The sequence below is a fragment of the Nocardioides sp. Root240 genome, from assembly GCF_001428825.1.
GTDB lineage: Bacteria > Actinomycetota > Actinomycetes > Propionibacteriales > Nocardioidaceae > Nocardioides.
Window position 1 is genome coordinate 302,016 of the sequence record NZ_LMIT01000009.1, and the last position, 17,213, is coordinate 319,228.

General features: G+C 72.5%; 16 protein-coding genes. 10 read left to right on the plus strand and 6 right to left on the minus strand.

Translation table 11 applies throughout. The features are described 5' to 3' along the window. Nucleotides 1-47 precede the first annotated feature (47 nt). Nucleotides 48-215: a DUF3117 domain-containing protein gene (locus ASE20_RS24255; RefSeq protein WP_082612288.1), complete on the plus strand. Its 168-nt coding sequence runs from the start codon at nucleotides 48-50 to the stop codon at nucleotides 213-215. Continuing rightward, nucleotides 212-1,789, plus strand: a complete 1,578-nt coding sequence (locus ASE20_RS09455; protein WP_082612289.1) for a leucyl aminopeptidase family protein — start codon at nucleotides 212-214, stop codon at nucleotides 1,787-1,789. Before ASE20_RS24255 ends, ASE20_RS09455 begins: the two co-directional genes overlap by 4 nt. Here the strand turns inward: ASE20_RS09455 and ASE20_RS09460 are convergent. Beyond that, entirely contained in the window at nucleotides 1,781-2,437 is a 657-nt protein-coding gene (locus tag ASE20_RS09460; protein ID WP_056894302.1) for an O-methyltransferase, read from the minus strand. The two genes, ASE20_RS09455 and ASE20_RS09460, sit on opposite strands and share 9 nt — an antisense overlap. 159 nt (nucleotides 2,438-2,596) lie before the next feature. Between ASE20_RS09460 and sigE the strand changes: the two genes are divergently transcribed. From sigE to ASE20_RS09475, 3 genes are read left to right on the plus strand one after another with little or no spacing between them, the layout of a single operon-like run. Then, a complete protein-coding gene (sigE, locus tag ASE20_RS09465) occupies nucleotides 2,597-3,178 on the plus strand; it encodes an RNA polymerase sigma factor SigE (protein WP_056894417.1) in 582 nt (193 codons plus the stop codon). Then, nucleotides 3,175-3,657 (plus strand): anti-sigma factor family protein, encoded by a 483-nt coding sequence (locus tag ASE20_RS09470; RefSeq protein ID WP_056894303.1) that lies wholly within the window; start codon nucleotides 3,175-3,177, stop codon nucleotides 3,655-3,657. The genes sigE and ASE20_RS09470 overlap by 4 nt, the downstream gene beginning before the upstream one ends. 36 nt (nucleotides 3,658-3,693) lie before the next feature. Further along, on the plus strand, nucleotides 3,694-5,064 hold the full coding sequence (locus ASE20_RS09475) for a S1C family serine protease (RefSeq protein WP_056894304.1): 1,371 nt from the start codon (nucleotides 3,694-3,696) through the stop codon (nucleotides 5,062-5,064). 15 nt (nucleotides 5,065-5,079) lie between these two features. On the opposite strand, the gene ASE20_RS09480 is transcribed toward ASE20_RS09475, so the two are convergent. After that, nucleotides 5,080-5,313 carry a helix-turn-helix domain-containing protein gene (locus tag ASE20_RS09480; protein ID WP_056894305.1) on the minus strand — a complete coding sequence of 78 codons (234 nt, stop codon included), beginning with the start codon at nucleotides 5,311-5,313 and terminating at the stop codon, nucleotides 5,080-5,082. Nucleotides 5,314-5,428: 115 nt separating this feature from the next. Between ASE20_RS09480 and ASE20_RS09485 the strand changes: the two genes are divergently transcribed. Beyond that, nucleotides 5,429-6,121: a hypothetical protein gene (locus tag ASE20_RS09485; protein WP_157538405.1), complete on the plus strand. Its 693-nt coding sequence runs from the start codon at nucleotides 5,429-5,431 to the stop codon at nucleotides 6,119-6,121. After that, a complete protein-coding gene (locus tag ASE20_RS09490) occupies nucleotides 6,118-7,371 on the plus strand; it encodes an AAA family ATPase (protein WP_056894307.1) in 1,254 nt (417 codons plus the stop codon). Before ASE20_RS09485 ends, ASE20_RS09490 begins: the two co-directional genes overlap by 4 nt. Here ASE20_RS09490 and ASE20_RS09495 read toward each other — a convergent pair. Together ASE20_RS09495 and ASE20_RS09500 are read right to left on the minus strand one after the other, a co-directional pair. After that, nucleotides 7,361-8,704 (minus strand): hypothetical protein, encoded by a 1,344-nt coding sequence (locus tag ASE20_RS09495; RefSeq protein ID WP_082612290.1) that lies wholly within the window; start codon nucleotides 8,702-8,704, stop codon nucleotides 7,361-7,363. The two genes, ASE20_RS09490 and ASE20_RS09495, sit on opposite strands and share 11 nt — an antisense overlap. After that, on the minus strand, nucleotides 8,701-9,060 hold the full coding sequence (locus ASE20_RS09500; RefSeq protein WP_056894308.1) for a hypothetical protein: 360 nt from the start codon (nucleotides 9,058-9,060) through the stop codon (nucleotides 8,701-8,703). Before ASE20_RS09500 ends, ASE20_RS09495 begins: the two co-directional genes overlap by 4 nt. 145 nt (nucleotides 9,061-9,205) lie before the next feature. Between ASE20_RS09500 and ASE20_RS09505 the strand changes: the two genes are divergently transcribed. Both ASE20_RS09505 and ASE20_RS09510 read left to right on the plus strand, forming a co-directional pair. Further along, nucleotides 9,206-10,669: a wax ester/triacylglycerol synthase family O-acyltransferase gene (locus ASE20_RS09505; protein ID WP_056894419.1), complete on the plus strand. Its 1,464-nt coding sequence runs from the start codon at nucleotides 9,206-9,208 to the stop codon at nucleotides 10,667-10,669. A 27-nt stretch (nucleotides 10,670-10,696) separates the two neighbouring features. Continuing rightward, the gene (locus ASE20_RS09510) at nucleotides 10,697-10,900 is read left to right on the plus strand and encodes a hypothetical protein (protein ID WP_157538404.1); all 204 of its coding nucleotides are present in this window, start codon (nucleotides 10,697-10,699) and stop codon (nucleotides 10,898-10,900) included. A 177-nt stretch (nucleotides 10,901-11,077) separates the two neighbouring features. Here the strand turns inward: ASE20_RS09510 and ASE20_RS09515 are convergent, their stop codons facing one another. Beyond that, nucleotides 11,078-11,560, minus strand: a complete 483-nt coding sequence (locus ASE20_RS09515) for a DUF2505 domain-containing protein (protein ID WP_082612291.1) — start codon at nucleotides 11,558-11,560, stop codon at nucleotides 11,078-11,080. Nucleotides 11,561-11,562: 2 nt separating this feature from the next. Continuing rightward, a complete protein-coding gene (locus ASE20_RS09520) occupies nucleotides 11,563-12,045 on the minus strand; it encodes a DUF2505 domain-containing protein (protein ID WP_056894311.1) in 483 nt (160 codons plus the stop codon). A 156-nt stretch (nucleotides 12,046-12,201) separates the two neighbouring features. On the opposite strand from ASE20_RS09520, the gene ASE20_RS09525 reads away from it, so the two are divergent. Continuing rightward, entirely contained in the window at nucleotides 12,202-17,196 is a 4,995-nt protein-coding gene (locus ASE20_RS09525; protein WP_056894312.1) for an NAD-glutamate dehydrogenase, read from the plus strand. Nucleotides 17,197-17,213: the final 17 nt, after the last annotated feature.

The following is a 17,213-nucleotide window of genomic DNA, read 5'->3' on the forward strand; positions in this document are numbered from 1 at the left end:
CACAGGGCGTCCGACAGCACGCTGAGGTAGTGGAAGAGGGGTGCCGCATGGCGGCGATGAAGCCTCGGACCGGCGACGGTCCGCTCGAGGTCACCAAGGAGGGTCGCGGCATCGTCATGCGCGTCCCGCTCGAGGGCGGTGGCCGGCTCGTGGTCGAGCTCAACGCCGAGGAGGCTTCCGCGCTCGGCGAAGCGCTCAAGAACGTCGTCGGGTGACCTCACCCCGCTCCACCCGACCGGCCCCGGTGCTCCCGGGACAGGTCAACCCTCCCGAGTTCGCGTTGAGCGAGCTGCTCCCGGGTGCCATCAAGGGCGTCGATGTCGTCGCCCTCCCGGTGCTGCCCGGCGACGACGGCGAGCCGGTGCTGCTCGGACCCGGTGCTGCCGAGCTCGCTGACGAGCTGGGCCTCGACCTGGTGGGCATCGCCGAGGTGCACGGGCTGACCGGCGCGACGGCGGAGGTCGCCGTCGTACCCGTCCCGGAGGGCTCGGCGACGAACCCCGACCTGCGCGTCGTGCTGCTGGTCGGGGTCGGAGCCGCGCAGATCATCGACCTGCGCCGGGCCGGTGCCGCGCTCGCGCGGGCCGCCCGTGACCGCGGCGCGGTGGCGACGTCGATCCCGACGGTCCACCCCGACGCCGACGACGCGCTCGAGGCGTTCGTGGTCGGCACCATGCTGGGCGGCTTCGAGTTCCACTGGCGCTCGAAGGGCCCGCAGCACGAGCCGCCGCGGCGCGTCGTCCTCGCCGGCCCGACCGTGACCGCTGACCGTGGCGTCCTCGAGCGCGCCGTCGCCCTCGGCGGTGCCGGCTGGCGCTCCCGACTGCTCGCCACGGTCCCGTCCAACCTCAAGAACCCGGCCTGGCTGGCCGAGCAGGCGGCCGACGTCGCCGCCGCGTCCGGCCTCGGCATCGAGGTCTGGGACGAGCAGCAGCTCGCGAAGGACGGCTTCGGCGGCATCCTCGCCGTCGGCGCCGCGTCCGCGACCCCGCCGCGCCTGATCCGCCTCGACTACACGCCCGCCGGCGTCTCGGCCCGTGCGGCGAAGAAGCTCCCGCTCGTGGTGCTGGTCGGCAAGGGCATCACCTTCGACACCGGCGGCCTGTCCATCAAGCCCGCCGCATCGATGGGCTCGATGAAGCGCGACATGACCGGTGGCGCCGTCGTCCTCGCGACCATGGCCGCGCTCGCCGACGTCGACTGCCCCGTGCGGGTGGTCGGCCTGGTCGCCGCCGCCGAGAACGCCATCTCCGGCAGCGCGCTGCGCCCCGGTGACGTGATCACCCACTGGGGCGGTCGCACGACCGAGGTCGGCAACACCGACGCCGAGGGCCGCCTGGTCCTCGCCGACGCCCTGGCCTACGCCGTCGCCGAGCTCGACCCGGCCGTGCTCGTCGACGTCGCGACCCTCACGGGTGCGGTCAAGGTCGCGCTCGGCCAGCAGGTCGGCGGCCTGTTCGCCAACGACGACGCCCTCGCCGACGTGCTGCGCGACGCCGGCGACCGGGCGGGGGAGCCGCTGTGGCGCTTCCCGCTGTACGCCGGCTACGAGGACAAGCTCGCCTCGAAGGTCGCCGACGCCAGCAACGACCCCGGCGGTGCCGGCGCGATCACGGCCGCGCTGTTCCTGCAGCACTTCGTCGGCGACGTCCGCTGGGCGCACCTCGACATCGCCTCCGTCGGCGACGTCGAGAAGGAGTGGCACGAGTGGACCGTCGGTCCCTCGGGCTTCGGGGCGCGCCTGCTGCTGACCTGGCTCGGGACGCCCGAGCCGGTCGGGTCAGTCTGACTCGGGAACCCATTCCTTCTTGGCGAGCAGCATCCCGTCCCCGACGGGCAGCAGCACGGGCACCAGGCCCTCGGCCGCGGCGACCTGCTGCACGAGATCGCGGACGGCGACGGTCTCCTCGTCGCGCTGGGCGGGGTCGGCGACCCGGCCGTGCCAGAGGGCGTTGTCGAACGCGACCACGCCGCCGGGGCGCAGCAGCCGCAGGGCCTCGGACAGGTAGGCGCCGTACTCGCGCTTGTCGCCGTCGGCGAACACGATGTCGTAGTGCCCGTCCGTCAGCCGCGGCAGCACGTCGAGCGCGGAGCCCGCGATCGTGCGCACCCGCTGCGGGGCGACGCCGGCGTCCTTGAAGGACTCGCGGGCCAGCCGCTGGTGCTCGGCCTCGACGTCGACGGTGGTCAGCACGCCGTCGGGACGCATCCCGCGCAGCATCCACACGCCGGAGACGCCGGTGCCGGTGCCGATCTCGACGACCGCGCGGGCCTCGAGCACCGAGGCGAGGAAGCGCAGCGTGGCGCCGGAGCCGGCGCCGATCGGCGTCACGCCGACCTCTGCCGCGCGTGCCCGGGCCGCGGCCAGGACGTCGTCCTCGTCGACGTAGGTGTCGGCGAAGGTCCAGCTGGTCGAGTCGATCGGTGTCGGAGCCACGGTCCCAGCCTAGGACCTGAGGGTCCCGGGACGTCGGAGGCGGGGAACACCGGGTCCATGCCGTTCGTTGGGGTTGTTCACAGGGAACGCTCAGGACCGACCCCTACGGTGAGAGGAGCCAGGAGACCCTTGGCACTGATCCAGCGGAAGAAGGCCACGATGAAGGAGCCCGTCGATCCCCAGCCCCAGGACCTTTCCTGGGAGAGCATCGTCGAGGAGCACTCCGACCGTGTCTACCGTCTGGCCCTGCGCCTGACGGGCAACCGCCACGACGCCGAGGACCTCACCCAGGAGGTCTTCGTGCGCGTCTTCCGCTCGCTGCACACCTACACGCCCGGCACGTTCGAGGGCTGGCTGCACCGGATCACCACCAACCTCTTCCTCGACCAGGCCCGCCGCAAGCAGCGGATCCGGTTCGATGCCCTCTCCGACGAGCGCGCCGCGCGGATCGCCAGCGCCTCGCCCGCCCCCGAGCTGGCGTACGCCGACCAGACCTTCGACGACGACGTCGAGGCCGCGCTCGCGTCCCTCCCGCCCGACTTCCGAGCCGCCGTCGTCCTCTGCGACATCGAGGGCCTCAGCTACGAGGAGATCGCCGAGATCCTCGGCGCCAAGCTGGGCACGGTGCGCTCGCGGATCCACCGTGGCCGCGGCCTGCTCCGCACCGCGCTCGCCCACCGCGCCCCGACGGCCGGCCGCACCCAGTACGCCGGGCCCGTGACCCCGGTGGGCGCCCCGTGATCGGTCACCTCGGCACCCGCGTCAGCGCCCTGCTCGACGGCCAGCTCTCGGCCAAGGACGCCGAGGAGGCCTGGGCGCACGTCTACGCCTGCCACGCCTGCCGCGACCTCGTCGAGCGGGAGGGCTGGGTCAAGACCCGGCTCGCCGGCCTCTGCTCGGGCGAGCGGGAGGTCCCCTCGGGCCTCAAGGGCTCGTTGATGAGCATGCCGCCGGGGGACGCGCTGCTGGCCGGCACTCCCGCGACGGGCCACGCCGGTCGTCGTACCGGAGCCGTGATGCTGGGCGGCAGCGCCGTCGGCGCCGCCATCCTCGGGGTGGTCGCTCTCGGCTTCACGTCCGGCTCCACCCCGCCCGCAGACCGTCGCCCACCGGTCACCCAGATCAACAACAGCTCGGTGCCCGCCACGCCGACGCCGGTCTCGACGCCCTCGTCCGGCGGTCCCGGGCAGTCGGTGCCGATCTTCCGCAAGCGGCCCTGACCCGAGCCCTCAGGGGCGATCGGCCATGATGGGCGGGTGAACGACGAGCACGACGCCGACCGGGAGCCCACCGAAGCCTTCGAGCCGGTCTCGCAGTGGGCGCCGCCCGCTCCGGGGGCCGATCGGCTCCCTGACGCCCCCGCGCCGGCGGCGGTGGCGCCCGTCGCACCCGAGCCCACGGCCGTGCTTCCGAGCGACCAGCTGACCGCACCGATGGCGCCGTCGCTGATGCCGCCCGCACCGCCGGTCCCGCCCCAGCCGGCGGACCTCACCGTGCGCCGTCCGTCCGCCGAGGGCGCCGGCGTTGCCAAGCGGCTGTCCCTCGTCGTCCTCGTGGCGCTCGTCGTCGGTCTCGGCGGCGGCTTCCTGGGCGCGCTGGGCTACGACAAGGTCGCCGGTGACGACACCTCCGGGTCCGGGTACGCCGACGGCGGCCTCTCCGACGTCGACCTCGAGCAGTCCGCGCCGCTCGCCGCCCCCGGCTCGGTCGCGGCCGTCGCCAAGGCCGTCCTGCCCAGCACCGTCCAGATCCTCGCGGAGTACAACGGCGAGGCCGCCGGCGCCACCGGCTCCGGCTGGGTGATGGACGCCGACGGCCACATCGTGACCAACAACCACGTCGTCGCCGAGGCCGCGAAGGACAACGGCCCGATCGTCGTCATCGACCACGACCGCAACCGCTACGACGCCGAGGTGGTCGGCCGCAGCCCGGTCTACGACCTCGCGATCCTCTACGTGGAGAAGCACGACAAGCTCACGCCCGCCAAGCTGGGCTACTCGCGCAAGCTCCAGGTCGGCGAGCCCGTCGTCGCCATCGGCTCGCCGCTGAGCCTGGCCGACACGGTCACCTCGGGCATCGTCAGCTACCTCCACCGCCCGGTGACCACGGGGGCCACGGCCTCCGAGTCCTCGTACATCGACGCCGTGCAGACCGACGCGGCGATCAACCCCGGCAACTCCGGCGGCCCGCTCGTCAACCAGAAGGGCGAGGTCATCGGCGTCAACTCCGCCATCGCCACCGCCGGCGGCGGCTCGGTCGACAAGGAGGCCGGCAACATCGGCGTCGGGTTCGCGATCCCGGTCGAGCAGGTCCGGGTCACCGCCGACCAGATCCTCAAGTCCGGCAAGGCGCAGTACCCCGTCATCGGCGCGAAGGTGAAGACCGGTGGCATCCCGACCGGTGACGGTGCGGTGCTCGACGAGATCCTCCCCGACAGCCCGGCCAAGGCCGCGGGACTGCGCAAGGGCGACCTGATCACGCACGTCAACGGCTCCCGGGTCGCCGACGGCATCTCGCTGATCGTCGCGATCCGGACCTTCCAGCCCGGTCAGTCGATCGAGTTCACCATCGAGCGCGGCTCGGAGCAGCGCAAGGTCAAGGTCACTCTCGACGGCGAGGACGGCTGACGCCTGCGGAACTCCTCAGTCGGCGTCGGTGTCGACGAAGGGGTGCTCGGCGACGTACTGCTCGGTCTGGCGGTACTGCTCGGCGATGTAGTCCTCGAGCCGCGACCGCTCGACCCGCCACTGGCCGCGGCCGCCGACCTTGATCGCGGGCAGCTCGCCGCGGCGGACCAGCGCGTAGACCTGGGCGCTCGACGTGTTGAGCACCTCGGCGACGTCGGCGAGGGTGAGGAACCTCGAGTTGTCGGCCATGGCCCCATCGTCGCACCCGCGGCAACGATGCCCGACACGGCACGCCCCTCCTGTGGACGAGTGGGCCTGTGGACGACCGGGTGACCCCGACGGGGGTCGGGGGCATGATGTGCCCGTGTCCAGAGATCTCGGGAACTCTCCGGGCACGCCTGCCCCGCCCCCGGCCACTCGCGTGGCCCGGCCCGGCTGGCGTGACCCCAGGTTGTGGCTCGGCGTACTCCTCGTCGCCGGCTCGGTCGTGCTCGGTGCCCGCCTGCTGGCGGCCGCCGACGACACGGTGGCGGTCTGGGCCGTCGTCGACGACCGGGGGAGCGGCACACCGGTCGTCGCGGCCGACCTCGCCGTGGAGCGCGTCCGCTTCGGTGACGGCGACGTCCTCGACCGCTACTTCCCGGCCGACCAGCCGGTGCCGGACGGCCTGGTCCTGACGCGTGCCGTGGGTGCGGGCGAGCTCCTCGCGCGGTCCGCGGTGGGCGACGCCGAGCGCACCGACGTGCTCCAGGTGCCGCTCGCCGTCGACCCGCAACGGGTGCCGCCCGACGTGGCCGCCGGCTCGGTCGTCGACGTCTGGATCAGTGACGGGACCGCCGACAGGGACCGGGCGCGGGACGACGACGCCACGGCCGGCACGGACGGGCCGGCCCTGAGCGGTGTGACCGTCGTCGCGGCGCCGGGCTACGACGACACCTTCGCCGTCTCCGGCACCCGTCAGGTCGTGGTCGCGGTCGACGACGAGCGCGCGGCCGCCTTCGAGCAGCTGCTGAGCGGCCTCGGCGACCCGGTCATCCGGATCCTCCAGCGCTCATGAGCAACCCGCCCACCGTCGTCCTGCTGGTCTCGACCGGTGCCGCGTGGGAGGGTCGCGCGCTGTCGGCGCTGCAGTCCCACCCCGGCACGGTCCTGCTCAAGCGCTGCGTCGACGTCGCCGACCTCCTCGCCGCCGCGAGCACCGGCCAGGCCGACGTCGCCGTGCTCGCTGTCGAACTCGCCGGCCTCGACCGTACGGTCGTCGACGAGCTGGCCCGCCACGACGTCCGCGTGGTCGGCGTCTCCCCGGACTCCGGGCCCGCCCAGCCGCGCGCCGCCCGCGCCGGCCTGGTCACGGTCATCGACGAGGCCCGCATCGACGACCTCGCCCGCCTGGTGGTCGCGCTGCCGGCCGACAGCGCCGTGCCGACCGCCGTGCCGTCCGCCGTGCCGTCCGCACCGTCACCGACGGGGTCCCCGTCCGAGGAGGTCCTCGCGGAGCCACCCGGGCCAGCCGGCCTGACGCCGGGGCGCGTGATCGCCGTCTGGGGCCCGGGCGGCGCACCCGGCCGCACCACGCTCGCGGCCGGCATCGCGGCCGAGCTGGCGCGCCGCGGGCTGAGCACGCTGCTCGTGGACGCCGATCCCTACGGCGGCGCGGTCGCCCAGCAGCTCGGCATCCTCGACGAGGTCTCCGGCCTGCTCGCCGCCGCCCGTCTCGTCGCCGCCGGGACGGTCGAGCAACGCTTCGCCACCGTCCAGCGCCGGATCTCCGACCGCCTGAGCGTGATCACCGGCCTACCGCGGCCGGACCGCTGGACCGAGGTCCGCCCCGGCACCCTCACCGCGCTCGTCGAGCACGCCCGCCAGCACGGCCAGGTCGTCGTCGACACCGGCTTCAGCGTCGAGCCCGACGTCGCCACCGACCTCGGCCGCCCGGCCCGCAACGACCTCACCCGCGAGGCCCTGGAGGCCGCCGACGAGGTGGTCGTCGTCGGCGGGGCGGATCCCGTCGGCCTGGCGCGCCTCGCCCGCGCCGTCACCGACGTCCACGAGCTGCTCCCGGACCCGCCGCGGGTGGTGGTCAACCGGATGCGGCCCACACTGGGCTGGCGCGAGGCCGACGTGGTCGCGATGCTCGGCGGCTTCGGTGCCCGCGACGTGCACTTCCTCCCCGACGACCAACCGGCCGTCGACCGGGCGCTGGTCGCCGGACGCCTGGTGGTCGAGTCGGGGGAGTCGCCGCTGACCCGGGCGGTCGGCAGGCTCGTGGACGCGATGGCCCGCCCGCCGACCGGCGTCAGGCGCTGAACAGGAGCATCAGGCCGCCCGCCGTGAACGTCACCATGACGAACAGCAGCGGCAGCTGGCCGGTCACCTGGTCCCGCTTCGGCAGCAGGGCCAGTGCCCGGTCGTGGGCCGCCACGGCAGCCACGACGTGACCGATCACCACGGCGAGCACCTTGACGGTGGCGAGCGTCGTGGCGTGGTACGAGAACCAGTACGACGGCTCCACGGCCGCCGTACCGAGGATGTCCCAGCCCTTGCCGAACGGGTCGCTGGCGCGGGCGAGGGTCTGCGTGCCGACGTCGATGAAGAGCGTCAGGTAGTGGGCGACGATGTAGCCGAGGACGATCGGCACGATCGAGTGGGCGTAGTGCCGCGGCAGCTCGCGCCGGGAGATCTCGCCCCCGGACGGCGTGAGCATGCTGGCGAGGCTGAACAGGCCGCCCGCGACGAGCACGAACACCAGCAGGGCGACGTTGTCGAGGTAGACCTTGCTGATGCTGGCGTCCTGGTAGGTCTTCACCCAGAACGTCGACTCGCGGAAGGAGTCGAAGGCGGTGCTGCCGAAGAGAACGCCGACGACAGCCACCAGGCCCGGCAGCGTGGGCACCGTGGAGAGGTTCGCGAGCGGGCTGCGCAGCACGAGGCGCCCCTCCTCGTCGCGGGCCCACGGCGAGAGCTTGGCGATCATCGAGGAGTAGACCTCGAAGGGGTCGGCCCGCTCGTAGAACCGGTTGCCGAAGATCGCACCGCCGACGAGCATCACGCCGACGTACACGGCGCACCAGAAGCGGACCGAGCCGAGCTCGGTGGGGTACTTGTACGCCAGCTCCATCCAGACGAAGGCGTAGAGGCCGATGGCGGCGGGCCAGTAGCCCAGCCGATCGGGGTACGCCGTCAGGCCGGCGTCGGGGTCGCTGCCCGCGACCCGCGCGATGAGGGCGTTGAGCGTGCGCACCGGGCTGATCGCCCGCCACACCGGACCGAGCAGTGCTGAGGCGAAGACGAGCCCGACCCACCACCACACGTAGAAGATCCCGAAGAACGGGTTGGTCAGGTTGTCCTGGCCGGCGACCGCGACGGCGATCGTGTACGCCGCCAGCAGCACGCCGATCCCACGCAGGGCCACCTTCCAGCCGGTCGAGGAGACCAGTCGGTCGAGCCACGGCCAGACCGGGCGCCCGGCGAGCGGTCGGCCGTCGTAGCGCGGGTTGCGCCACGCCACGATCAGGACGGTGAAGGAGACGACGAGGGCCGCGACGGCACCCGACACCGCGAGGCCGAGCGAGATCGGGAGATCCGCCTGGCCGCCGATGCCGTGGGCCTCGACGGTGCCCTCGATCGCGGCGGCGATCAACGGACCTCGAGCTGGACGATGACCTGGTCCAGCTCGTGCGACTCGACCGCGACCACACCCGGGCGGTTGATCGAGATCGGGAGCGTCGTCGTACCGGCGTCGTAGTCGAGCTGCTGCTCCGGCTCGGAGTGGATGTGCAGCTCGCCGGGCTCGTCGGCGGTCACGACCAGGTCGACACCCTGGTCGACCTTGACGTCGACGCGGTCGCCGCTGGGGGTGACCTTGCCGTCCTTGATCGTGATGTCGATCGTGACGACCTTGTCGTCGGATCCGGACTTCTCGTCACCGCCACAGGCGGTGACGGTCGTCAGCAGTGCGACGCCGGTGAGCACGGCGCCGACAGCGCGCAGGCGCATCTGTCCTCCTCGTCGGGGAGCGACACTCGTGGACGAAGTGGGTCCGGCTCCCGGTTCTCTGCCAGAATCTCACGGTGACCCCAACACGTCCGGATGGGGCCGGGCGTCGTAGGCCTTCGGGGGTCCGTGCAGAGTGGAGTACGACGTGGTGGATCGGGTCCGTCCTCGCGACCTGACGTTCCTCGCTGAGGAGACGCCGGAGACGCCGCTGCACAACGCCACCATCGAGATCTTCGATCCCGGTGAGGGCGAGGGTGCCTTCGACCACGCCCAGCTGGTCGCGCTGATCCGCGACCGGATCGCATTCGTCCCGCGCTACCGCCAGCGCCTGCAGACCGTGCCCGGCCACCTGGCCAACCCGGTGTGGGTCGACGACGAGAACTTCGACCTCGGCTTCCACGTCCGCCGCTCCGCCCTGCCCCGCCCCGGTACGTCGGCGCAGCTCCTCGAGCTCGTCTCACGCATCGTGTCGCGCCCGCTCGACCGGACCCGCCCCCTGTGGGAGATCTACTTCGTCGAGGGCCTCGAGGGAGGCCGGGTCGCGCTGCTCTCCAAGACCCACCAGGCTCTCGTCGACGGCGTCCACACCGTCGACCTCGGCCAGCTGCTGCTCGATCTGCAGCCCGAGGCGCGCGAGCTCGACCCTGACGACTGGGTCCCGCGCCGCTCGCCCAACCCGGCGCGTCTGCTCGGCGGCGCCGTCCGCGAGAACCTCACCGACCCCGGCGTGCTCCTCGACACCGTGCGCACCGGGTCCCGCGCCGTCGCCCGCGAGGCTGACCGCCGCAGCGGCAAGGCGCGGTCGTTCCTCGCCGCGGCCACGGGCCGCCGTCCCAAGCGTCGTGGCGTGATCAGCGGACCGCTCTCGCAGCAGCGTCGCGTCGTCACCGTCGAGACCCGGCTGTCCGACTACCGCAAGGTCCGCCAGGCCCACGGCGGCACGGTCAACGACGTGATCCTGGCCACCGTCACCGGCGCCCTCCGGGCCTGGCTGATGACTCGCGCCGAGTCGATGGGCGGCATGCGGCAGGTCCGCGCCGTCGTCCCCGTCTCGGTGATCGACGAGGAGCTCGAGGCCACCTCGCTCGGCAGCCAGATCGCCGCCCACTTCGTCGACCTGCCGATCGGCGAGACCAGCCCGGTCGTGCGCCTGCACCAGGTGTCGTACTCGTTCCAGGCCCACAAGGACACCGGCCGCAGCGTCGCCGCCAACCGCCTCGCCGGCATCGCGGGTTTCGCCCCCACGACCTTCCACGCCATCGGCTCGCGGGTCGCCGCCGCCGAGCTGCGCCGCGGCTACCAGCTCTCGGTCACCAACGTCCCCGGCCCGCAGGCGCCGCTCTACGCCGCCGGCGCCCGCATGCTCGCCAGCTACCCCGTCCCGCCGCTCACCGAGGGCCACCCGCTCGCCATCAGCGTGACGTCCTACGACGGCGGGGTCTTCTACGGCATCACCGCCGACCGCGACTGGATCCCCGACGCCGACCTGCTCGGCGTCTGCGTGCGCGAGGCCCTCGAGGAGCTGCTCGAGCTGTCGTCGGCCACGCGCGAGCGCGCGCCCCGCGGCCGTCGCAACCCGAGGCCCAGGCCGGGTGGCAAGAACAGCTGATCCCGCGATCCGTGGGACGATGGTGCCGTGATCCCGTTGCACATGGGCGCCCTGCACCCCGCCGAGCAGGTCGCCACCATCGCGCTGGCCTTCGGCCCGTTCGTCGTGCTCGGCATCGTGATCATGATCCGGCGCCGGGCCGAGCTCGAGGAGGAGCGCCAGGAGGCCGCTCGCGTGGCTCCCGGGAACGACGAGGCCCGGCCCTCCGACGGAGAACCGGGCCTCGACTGACGACCTGAGCGCCAGGGACCAGGAGGCTGCTGAACAATCCGCGCGGCTACGCGACGCCGGGTGGAGCGTTCGCGGCGTTCGGCTCGGTTGACGTGACCCGTCACGCCTGTCCTCGCCGCTCTGGCGACCGCACGCACCCAGCGTCGCTCGCGCTCGCCCGTCTTGTTCAGCAGTCTCCTAGCGGGCGAGCCACGCCTTCCCGGTGCGCTCCTCGGCGCGCAGCGCGCTGCCGAGCAGCTTGGCCAGCAGCTGCTCCACCTTGCCCGCGACGAGCGGGATCTTGACGGTGATGTCGAGGGTGACGGTCTCGGTGGTGACGCCGTCCTTCTCGAGGAGCACGGCCGTGCCCTTCATCTCGCCGGGCTTGCCGGGGATGGTCACGTGGATGTCGGCGTGCGAGGCGCTGGACCAGGCCTCGGTCTGCACGATCGTGACGGTGTCGCCGACGATCTTCTTCGCGAACGACGGCACCCGGTCGGTCGGCTGGGTCATCTCGACCCGGACGGCCTTCTCGTTGGCGTCGCCCTCGATCTCGGCGGTGTAGGCGGTGGCGCGCTGGTTGCGGCACACCTCCTGCCGGAACTCCGGGTCGGAGAGCATCCCCGCGACCTCGATCAGCGATGCGTCGTACACCATCTCGTGCACCAGACGTGTTGCCATGCTCAGCGCTCTCCCCTCAGCCAGGCGATGCCCGTGGTGTGCTCCACGGACAGGCCCTCGTCGATGTTGTCGGCCATGATCTTCTCGAGCTTCCCCGCGATGAGCGGGACCTTGACGCCCACCTCGAGCTCCTGGACGTACGACGTCCCGGCGCCCGCCGCGCTGAGCCGGATGGTGCCGACCATCTTCGTCGGCTTGCCCGGCGCGGTGATCTCGATGGTCCCCGCGGTGGCGTCGGACCACTCCTCGCGGATGATCGCCTGGGTGGTGTCGCCGGCGATCTTCTTCGCGATCGCGGGCAGCCCGGCGGTCCGCTGGACCTGGTCGCTGACCATCGTGAACCCCTCGCCCTGCGGCGTGATGGTCACGTCGACCGAGACCACGTCCTGGGCGGCGGCGACCTTCTCGCGGAACGCCGGGTCCGCGAGCATCGCGAACACGTCGGCGGGCGCTGCCTCGTAGGACAGCTCGCGTCGGAACCTCATGGCGACATCATGTCGCACAGGTGTCCACGCGCGGACGGTGACGCGCAGCGGTGGTCAAGCGGTGAGGGCCCCGATCCGTCGACACGTCTCGGATGCGAGACGGTGCGGCGCCGACCCCGGTTGTGGGTCGCACCACCGGGGTCCTAGTGTCGAGACGTGTCAACGACGACGCTGCCGCCCTCGGCCCCGGGGGCCGACCGTGACCGAATCTTCGAGCAGGCCGCCGCGGCGGCCGGGACGCCGAAGGGGTCCGGTGGGCCGCCGCGTGATGCGCTGCCGGTCATGCTGCCGGCCTACTACCGGCACGTCGCCACCGAGGAGCTGGCCGCGCGCAGCGACGTCGACGTCTACGGCGCGTTCGCCTCGCACCACCACCTCGCCCAGGAGCGCCGGCCCGGCCAGCCGAAGGTCCGGGTGTTCACCCCGACGGTCGCCGAGCACGGCTGGTCCGCCGCGGGCCACTCGGTCGTCGAGGTCGTGGGCGACGACATGCCCTTCCTCGTCGACTCCCTGACGATGCTCCTCGCCGGGCTCGTCCACGACGTGCGCACCGTCATCCACCCGACCTTCGACGTCCGGCGCGACGACGGCGGTCATCTGCTGTCGGTCGAGCCGGTCGCGTCCGGTGCGGTCACCGCGCCCGAGGGTGCGGTCCGCGAGTCGTGGATGCACATCGAGATCAGCCGTCTCGGCAGCGAGGCCGACGGCGACGACCACCCCGAGCGGGTCGCGGCCGCGTGCCTGCGGGTCCTTGCCGACGTCCGTGCGGCGGTCGAGGACTGGTCCGGCATGCAGGCCCAGGTGAGCGACCTCATCGAGGGCCTCTCCGCGAGCCCGCCGCCCCTCGACCCCGAAGAGGTACGACGGGCGCGGGAGCTGCTGGGCTGGCTGGCCGACGAGCACTTCACCTTCCTCGGCTACCGCGAGTACGTGCTCGAGAAGGTCGAGGTCCCCGGCGCCGACGGCTCGGGTGACGTCGAGGACGTGCTCCGCCCTGTCGCCGGCACCGGCCTCGGCATCCTGCGCGAGAAGCCCGACGAGGTCGACTCCTCGGTCGCGTTCAGCCGCCTGCCCGACGCCGTGAAGGCGAAGGCGCGCGAGAAGACCCTGCTGGTGCTGGCCAAGGCCAACTCCCGCTCGACGGTGCACCGCCCGGCGTACCTCGACTACGTCAGCGTGAAGACCTTCGGCGACGACGGCGAGGTGGTGGGGGAGCGCCGCTTCCTGGGCCTGTTGTCGAGCGCGGCCTACACCGAGTCGCTCCTGCAGATCCCGCTGCTGCGGGAGAAGGTCGCCGAGGTGCTGCACCGCAGCGGCTTCGACGGGCGCAGCCACGACGGCGCCGCGCTGCTCGACACCCTCGAGACCTACCCGCGCGACGAGCTCTTCCACACGCCGGTCGACGAGCTGTCGCCGATCGTCGAGGCCGCGATGCAGGCGCGCGAGCGCCGCGCCGTCCGGCTCTTCATCCGGCGCGACACCTACGCGCGCTACCTCTCCGTGCTCGTCTACCTTCCGCGCGACCGCTACAACACCGGTGTCCGGCAGCGTTTCGTGCAGATCCTCGTCGACCAGATCGGTCGCGGCCGGATCGGCCCCGACGACGTCGAGTTCAACGTCAGCATCAACGAGTCGACGACCGCGCGGGTGCACTTCGTCGTCCACCTGCCCAAGGGCGAGCTGGTCCCCGACGACATCGACACCGCCGACCTCGAGCGCCGTCTCGTCGAGGCGTCGCGCTCGTGGCAGGAGGACTTCCTGCAGGCCGTCATCGCCGAGTACGGCGAGGAGGTCGGCGCGCTGCTCGGCCGCCGCTACGTCGACGCCTTCCCCGAGGCCTACAAGGAGGACTTCAGCCCGCGGACCGCGGCCGTCGACCTCGGCCGGATCGAGGGCATCCACGGCGAGGAGGGCCGCGACCAGGCGCTGTACGCCGACATCGACGCCGCCGACGGCGAGGCCCGGCTCAAGATGTTCCGCGTCGGCGAGCCGCTGTCGCTGAGCGCCGTGCTGCCGATGCTGTCCTCGATGGGGGTCGAGGTCGTCGACGAGCGGCCCTACGGCCTGATGGGCCTCGAGCGTCGTACCCACATCTACGACTTCGGCCTGCGCTACGGCGAGGCCCTGCCCGACCACGCGCGGGAGCTGTTCGCCGACACGCTGCGCGCGATCTGGGACGGCTACACGGAGGTCGACGGCTTCAACCGCCTGGTCCTGCGGGCACAGCTGACCTGGCGCCAGGCGATGGTGCTGCGGGCGTACGCGAAGTACATGCGCCAGGGCAACAGCCCGTTCGCCCTCGACTCGATCGAGCAGGCACTGGTCGACAACGTCGAGCTGGCCGGGCTGCTGGTGCTGCTGTTCGAGGCCCGGTTCGACCCGACGGCGAGCGACGGGCGCGAGGAGCGCGAGGCCGGCCTCGTCGAGCGGATCCGCACCGCTCTCGACGACGTCGCGAGCCTCGACCACGACCGGATCCTGAGGTCGTACCTCACCCACATCCGGGCGACGCTGCGCACCAACTACTTCCAGGTCGAACGGGAAAACTCGGTGGTTGAGGTGCGAGGAGCGCCAGCGACGAGCCTCGAAACCCCGAAGCAGTACCTGTCGCTCAAGCTCGAGCCGTCCGCCATCCCGGACCTGCCGGAGCCCCGGCCGAAGTTCGAGATCTTCGTCTACAGCCCCCGCGTCGAGGGCGTGCACCTGCGCTTCGGCGCGGTCGCCCGCGGTGGGCTGCGCTGGTCCGACCGCCGTGACGACTTCCGCACCGAGATCCTCGGCCTCGTGAAGGCGCAGATGGTCAAGAACACCGTCATCGTGCCGGTCGGCGCCAAGGGCGGCTTCTACGCCAAGCAGCTCCCCGAGCCGAGCGACCGCGAGGCGTGGCTGGCCGAGGGCGTGGCCTGCTACAAGACCTTCATCCGCGGCCTGCTCGACGTCACCGACAACCTGGTCGGCGGCGAGACGGTGCCGCCGCCGAGCGTGGTGCGCCACGACGCCGACGACTCCTACCTCGTCGTGGCCGCCGACAAGGGCACCGCGACCTTCTCCGACATCGCCAACGGCGTCGCGGCCGACTACGGGTTCTGGCTGGGCGACGCCTTCGCCAGCGGCGGCTCGGTCGGCTACGACCACAAGGCGATGGGCATCACGGCCAAGGGCGCCTGGGTGTCGGTACGACGCCACTTCCGCGAGATGGGCGTCGACTGCCAGAACGAGGACTTCACCGTCGTCGGCATCGGCGACATGTCCGGCGACGTGTTCGGCAACGGCATGCTCTGCTCCGAGCACATCCGGCTCGTGGCCGCGTTCGACCACCGCGACATCTTCATCGACCCCGATCCCGACGCCGCGGCGTCGTACGCCGAGCGCCAGCGGCTCTTCGCGCTGCCCCGCTCGAGCTGGCAGGACTACGACCGCTCGCTGATCTCGGAGGGCGGCGGCATCTTCCCGCGCAGCGCGAAGTCGATCCCGGTCAACGCCCGTGTGCGCGAGGCGCTCGGCATCGCCGGCGACGTCGCGCGCATGACGCCGGCCGAGCTGATGCGCGCGATCCTGCTGGCACCGGTGGACCTGCTCTGGAACGGCGGCATCGGCACCTACGTCAAGGCGGAGACCGAGACCGACGCGGACGCCGGTGACAAGGCCAACGACGCGATCCGGGTCAACGGCGGCGAGCTGCGCGTGCGCTGCGTCGGCGAGGGCGGCAACCTCGGTTGCACCCAGCGCGGCCGCATCGAGTACGCCGTGACCGGGGGCCGCATCAACACCGACTTCATCGACAACTCGGCCGGTGTGGACACCTCCGACCACGAGGTCAACCTCAAGGTGCTCCTCGACCGGGTCGTGCGCGACGGCGACCTGACCGGCAAGCAGCGCAACGAGCTGCTGGCCTCGATGACCGACGAGGTCGCCGATCTGGTGCTGCGCGACAACTACGAGCAGAACCTCGCCCTCGCCAACGCCGCGAAGAACGCGCCGTCCCTGCTGCACGTCCACGAGCAGTGGATGCGTCACCTCGAGACCGAGGGCCTGCTCGACCGCGCGCTGGAGGCACTGCCGCCGACCCGCGAGGTCAAGCGGCGGATCGAGGCGGGGGGCGCCCTCACCCAGCCGGAGCTGGCGGTGCTGATGGCGTACACGAAGATCGTGCTCGCCGAGGAGCTGCTGGCCTCGGACCTGCCGGACGACCCGTACCTCACCCTGGACCTGCGGTCGTACTTCCCCAAGCCGGTCCAGGACGGCTTCCTCGACCAGATCGCCGCCCACCCGCTGCGTCGCGAGATCATCGTGACGCAGGTCGTCAACGACCTGGTCAACGGCGCCGGCATGACCTACTGGCCGCGCCTGGCGGGGGAGACCGGTGCGAGCCCGGCCGAGCTGACCCGCGCGAACTTCGTCGCGCGGGAGATCTTCGGCTCGCTCGACGTGCGCCGTGAGCTGGAGCAGTACGACAACGTGCTGGACGCGGGCCTGCAGACCCGGATGCGCGTCGAGATGCGCACCCTCGTCGAGCGCGCGTCGCGCTGGCTGGTCACCAACCGGCGGCCCCCGCTCGACAGCCAGGGCAACGTCGAGTTCTTCGCGACCCGCGTGCAGGACGCCATGCTGGAGCTGCCGCACCTGCTCACCGGCGCCGAGCTGGCGTCGTACGAGGCCCGGCGCGCGTCGCTGGAGGCGCAGGACGTGCCGGCCGACCTCGCCTCGCGGGTCGCCTCCTTCGACGTGGCCTACACGTTGCTCAACGTCACCGAGATCGCCGAGGCCGCGGACCTGCCGCCGGCCGACGTGGCCCGGGTGCACTTCGCGCTCGGGGAGCGGCTGGGCGTCTCGGCGCTCCAGCAGCGGATCGTCGACCTGCCGCGCGCCGACCAGTGGCAGACCATGGCGCGCGCCGCGCTCCGTGACGACCTGCACGCCGTCCACGCGCAGCTGACCGGCGAGGTGCTCGCCGCGACCTCCGACCTGGCCCCCGAGCCCGACGAGGACGCTCGTGCGTTCGCGTCGCGACGGGTGGCGGCGTGGGAGGACAACGCGGGTGGTGTCGTCGACCAGGCGATCGGTGCGCTCACCGCGGTCTGCACCGACGAGCCGAGCGACATCGCGAAGGTGTCGGTCGGGCTGCGGGTGGTCCGGGGCCTCCTCGCCTGAGCATCGCGAGGGAACGC

Bases quoted from the DNA above. Each gene is read 5' to 3' on its own strand.
- sigE (WP_056894417.1), top strand. From the start codon at position 2,597: ATGAAGGAGCCCGTCGATCCCCAGCCCCAGGACCTTTCCTGGGAGAGC.
- ASE20_RS09500 (WP_056894308.1), bottom strand. From the start codon at position 9,060: ATGCGCCTGCGCGCTGTCGGCGCCGTGCTCACCGGCGTCGCACTGCTG.
- ASE20_RS09520 (WP_056894311.1), bottom strand. From the start codon at position 12,045: ATGAGGTTCCGACGCGAGCTGTCCTACGAGGCAGCGCCCGCCGACGTG.
- ASE20_RS24255 (WP_082612288.1), top strand. From the start codon at position 48: ATGGCGGCGATGAAGCCTCGGACCGGCGACGGTCCGCTCGAGGTCACC.
- ASE20_RS09515 (WP_082612291.1), bottom strand. From the start codon at position 11,560: ATGGCAACACGTCTGGTGCACGAGATGGTGTACGACGCATCGCTGATC.
- ASE20_RS09480 (WP_056894305.1), bottom strand. From the start codon at position 5,313: ATGGCCGACAACTCGAGGTTCCTCACCCTCGCCGACGTCGCCGAGGTG.
- ASE20_RS09490 (WP_056894307.1), top strand. From the start codon at position 6,118: ATGAGCAACCCGCCCACCGTCGTCCTGCTGGTCTCGACCGGTGCCGCG.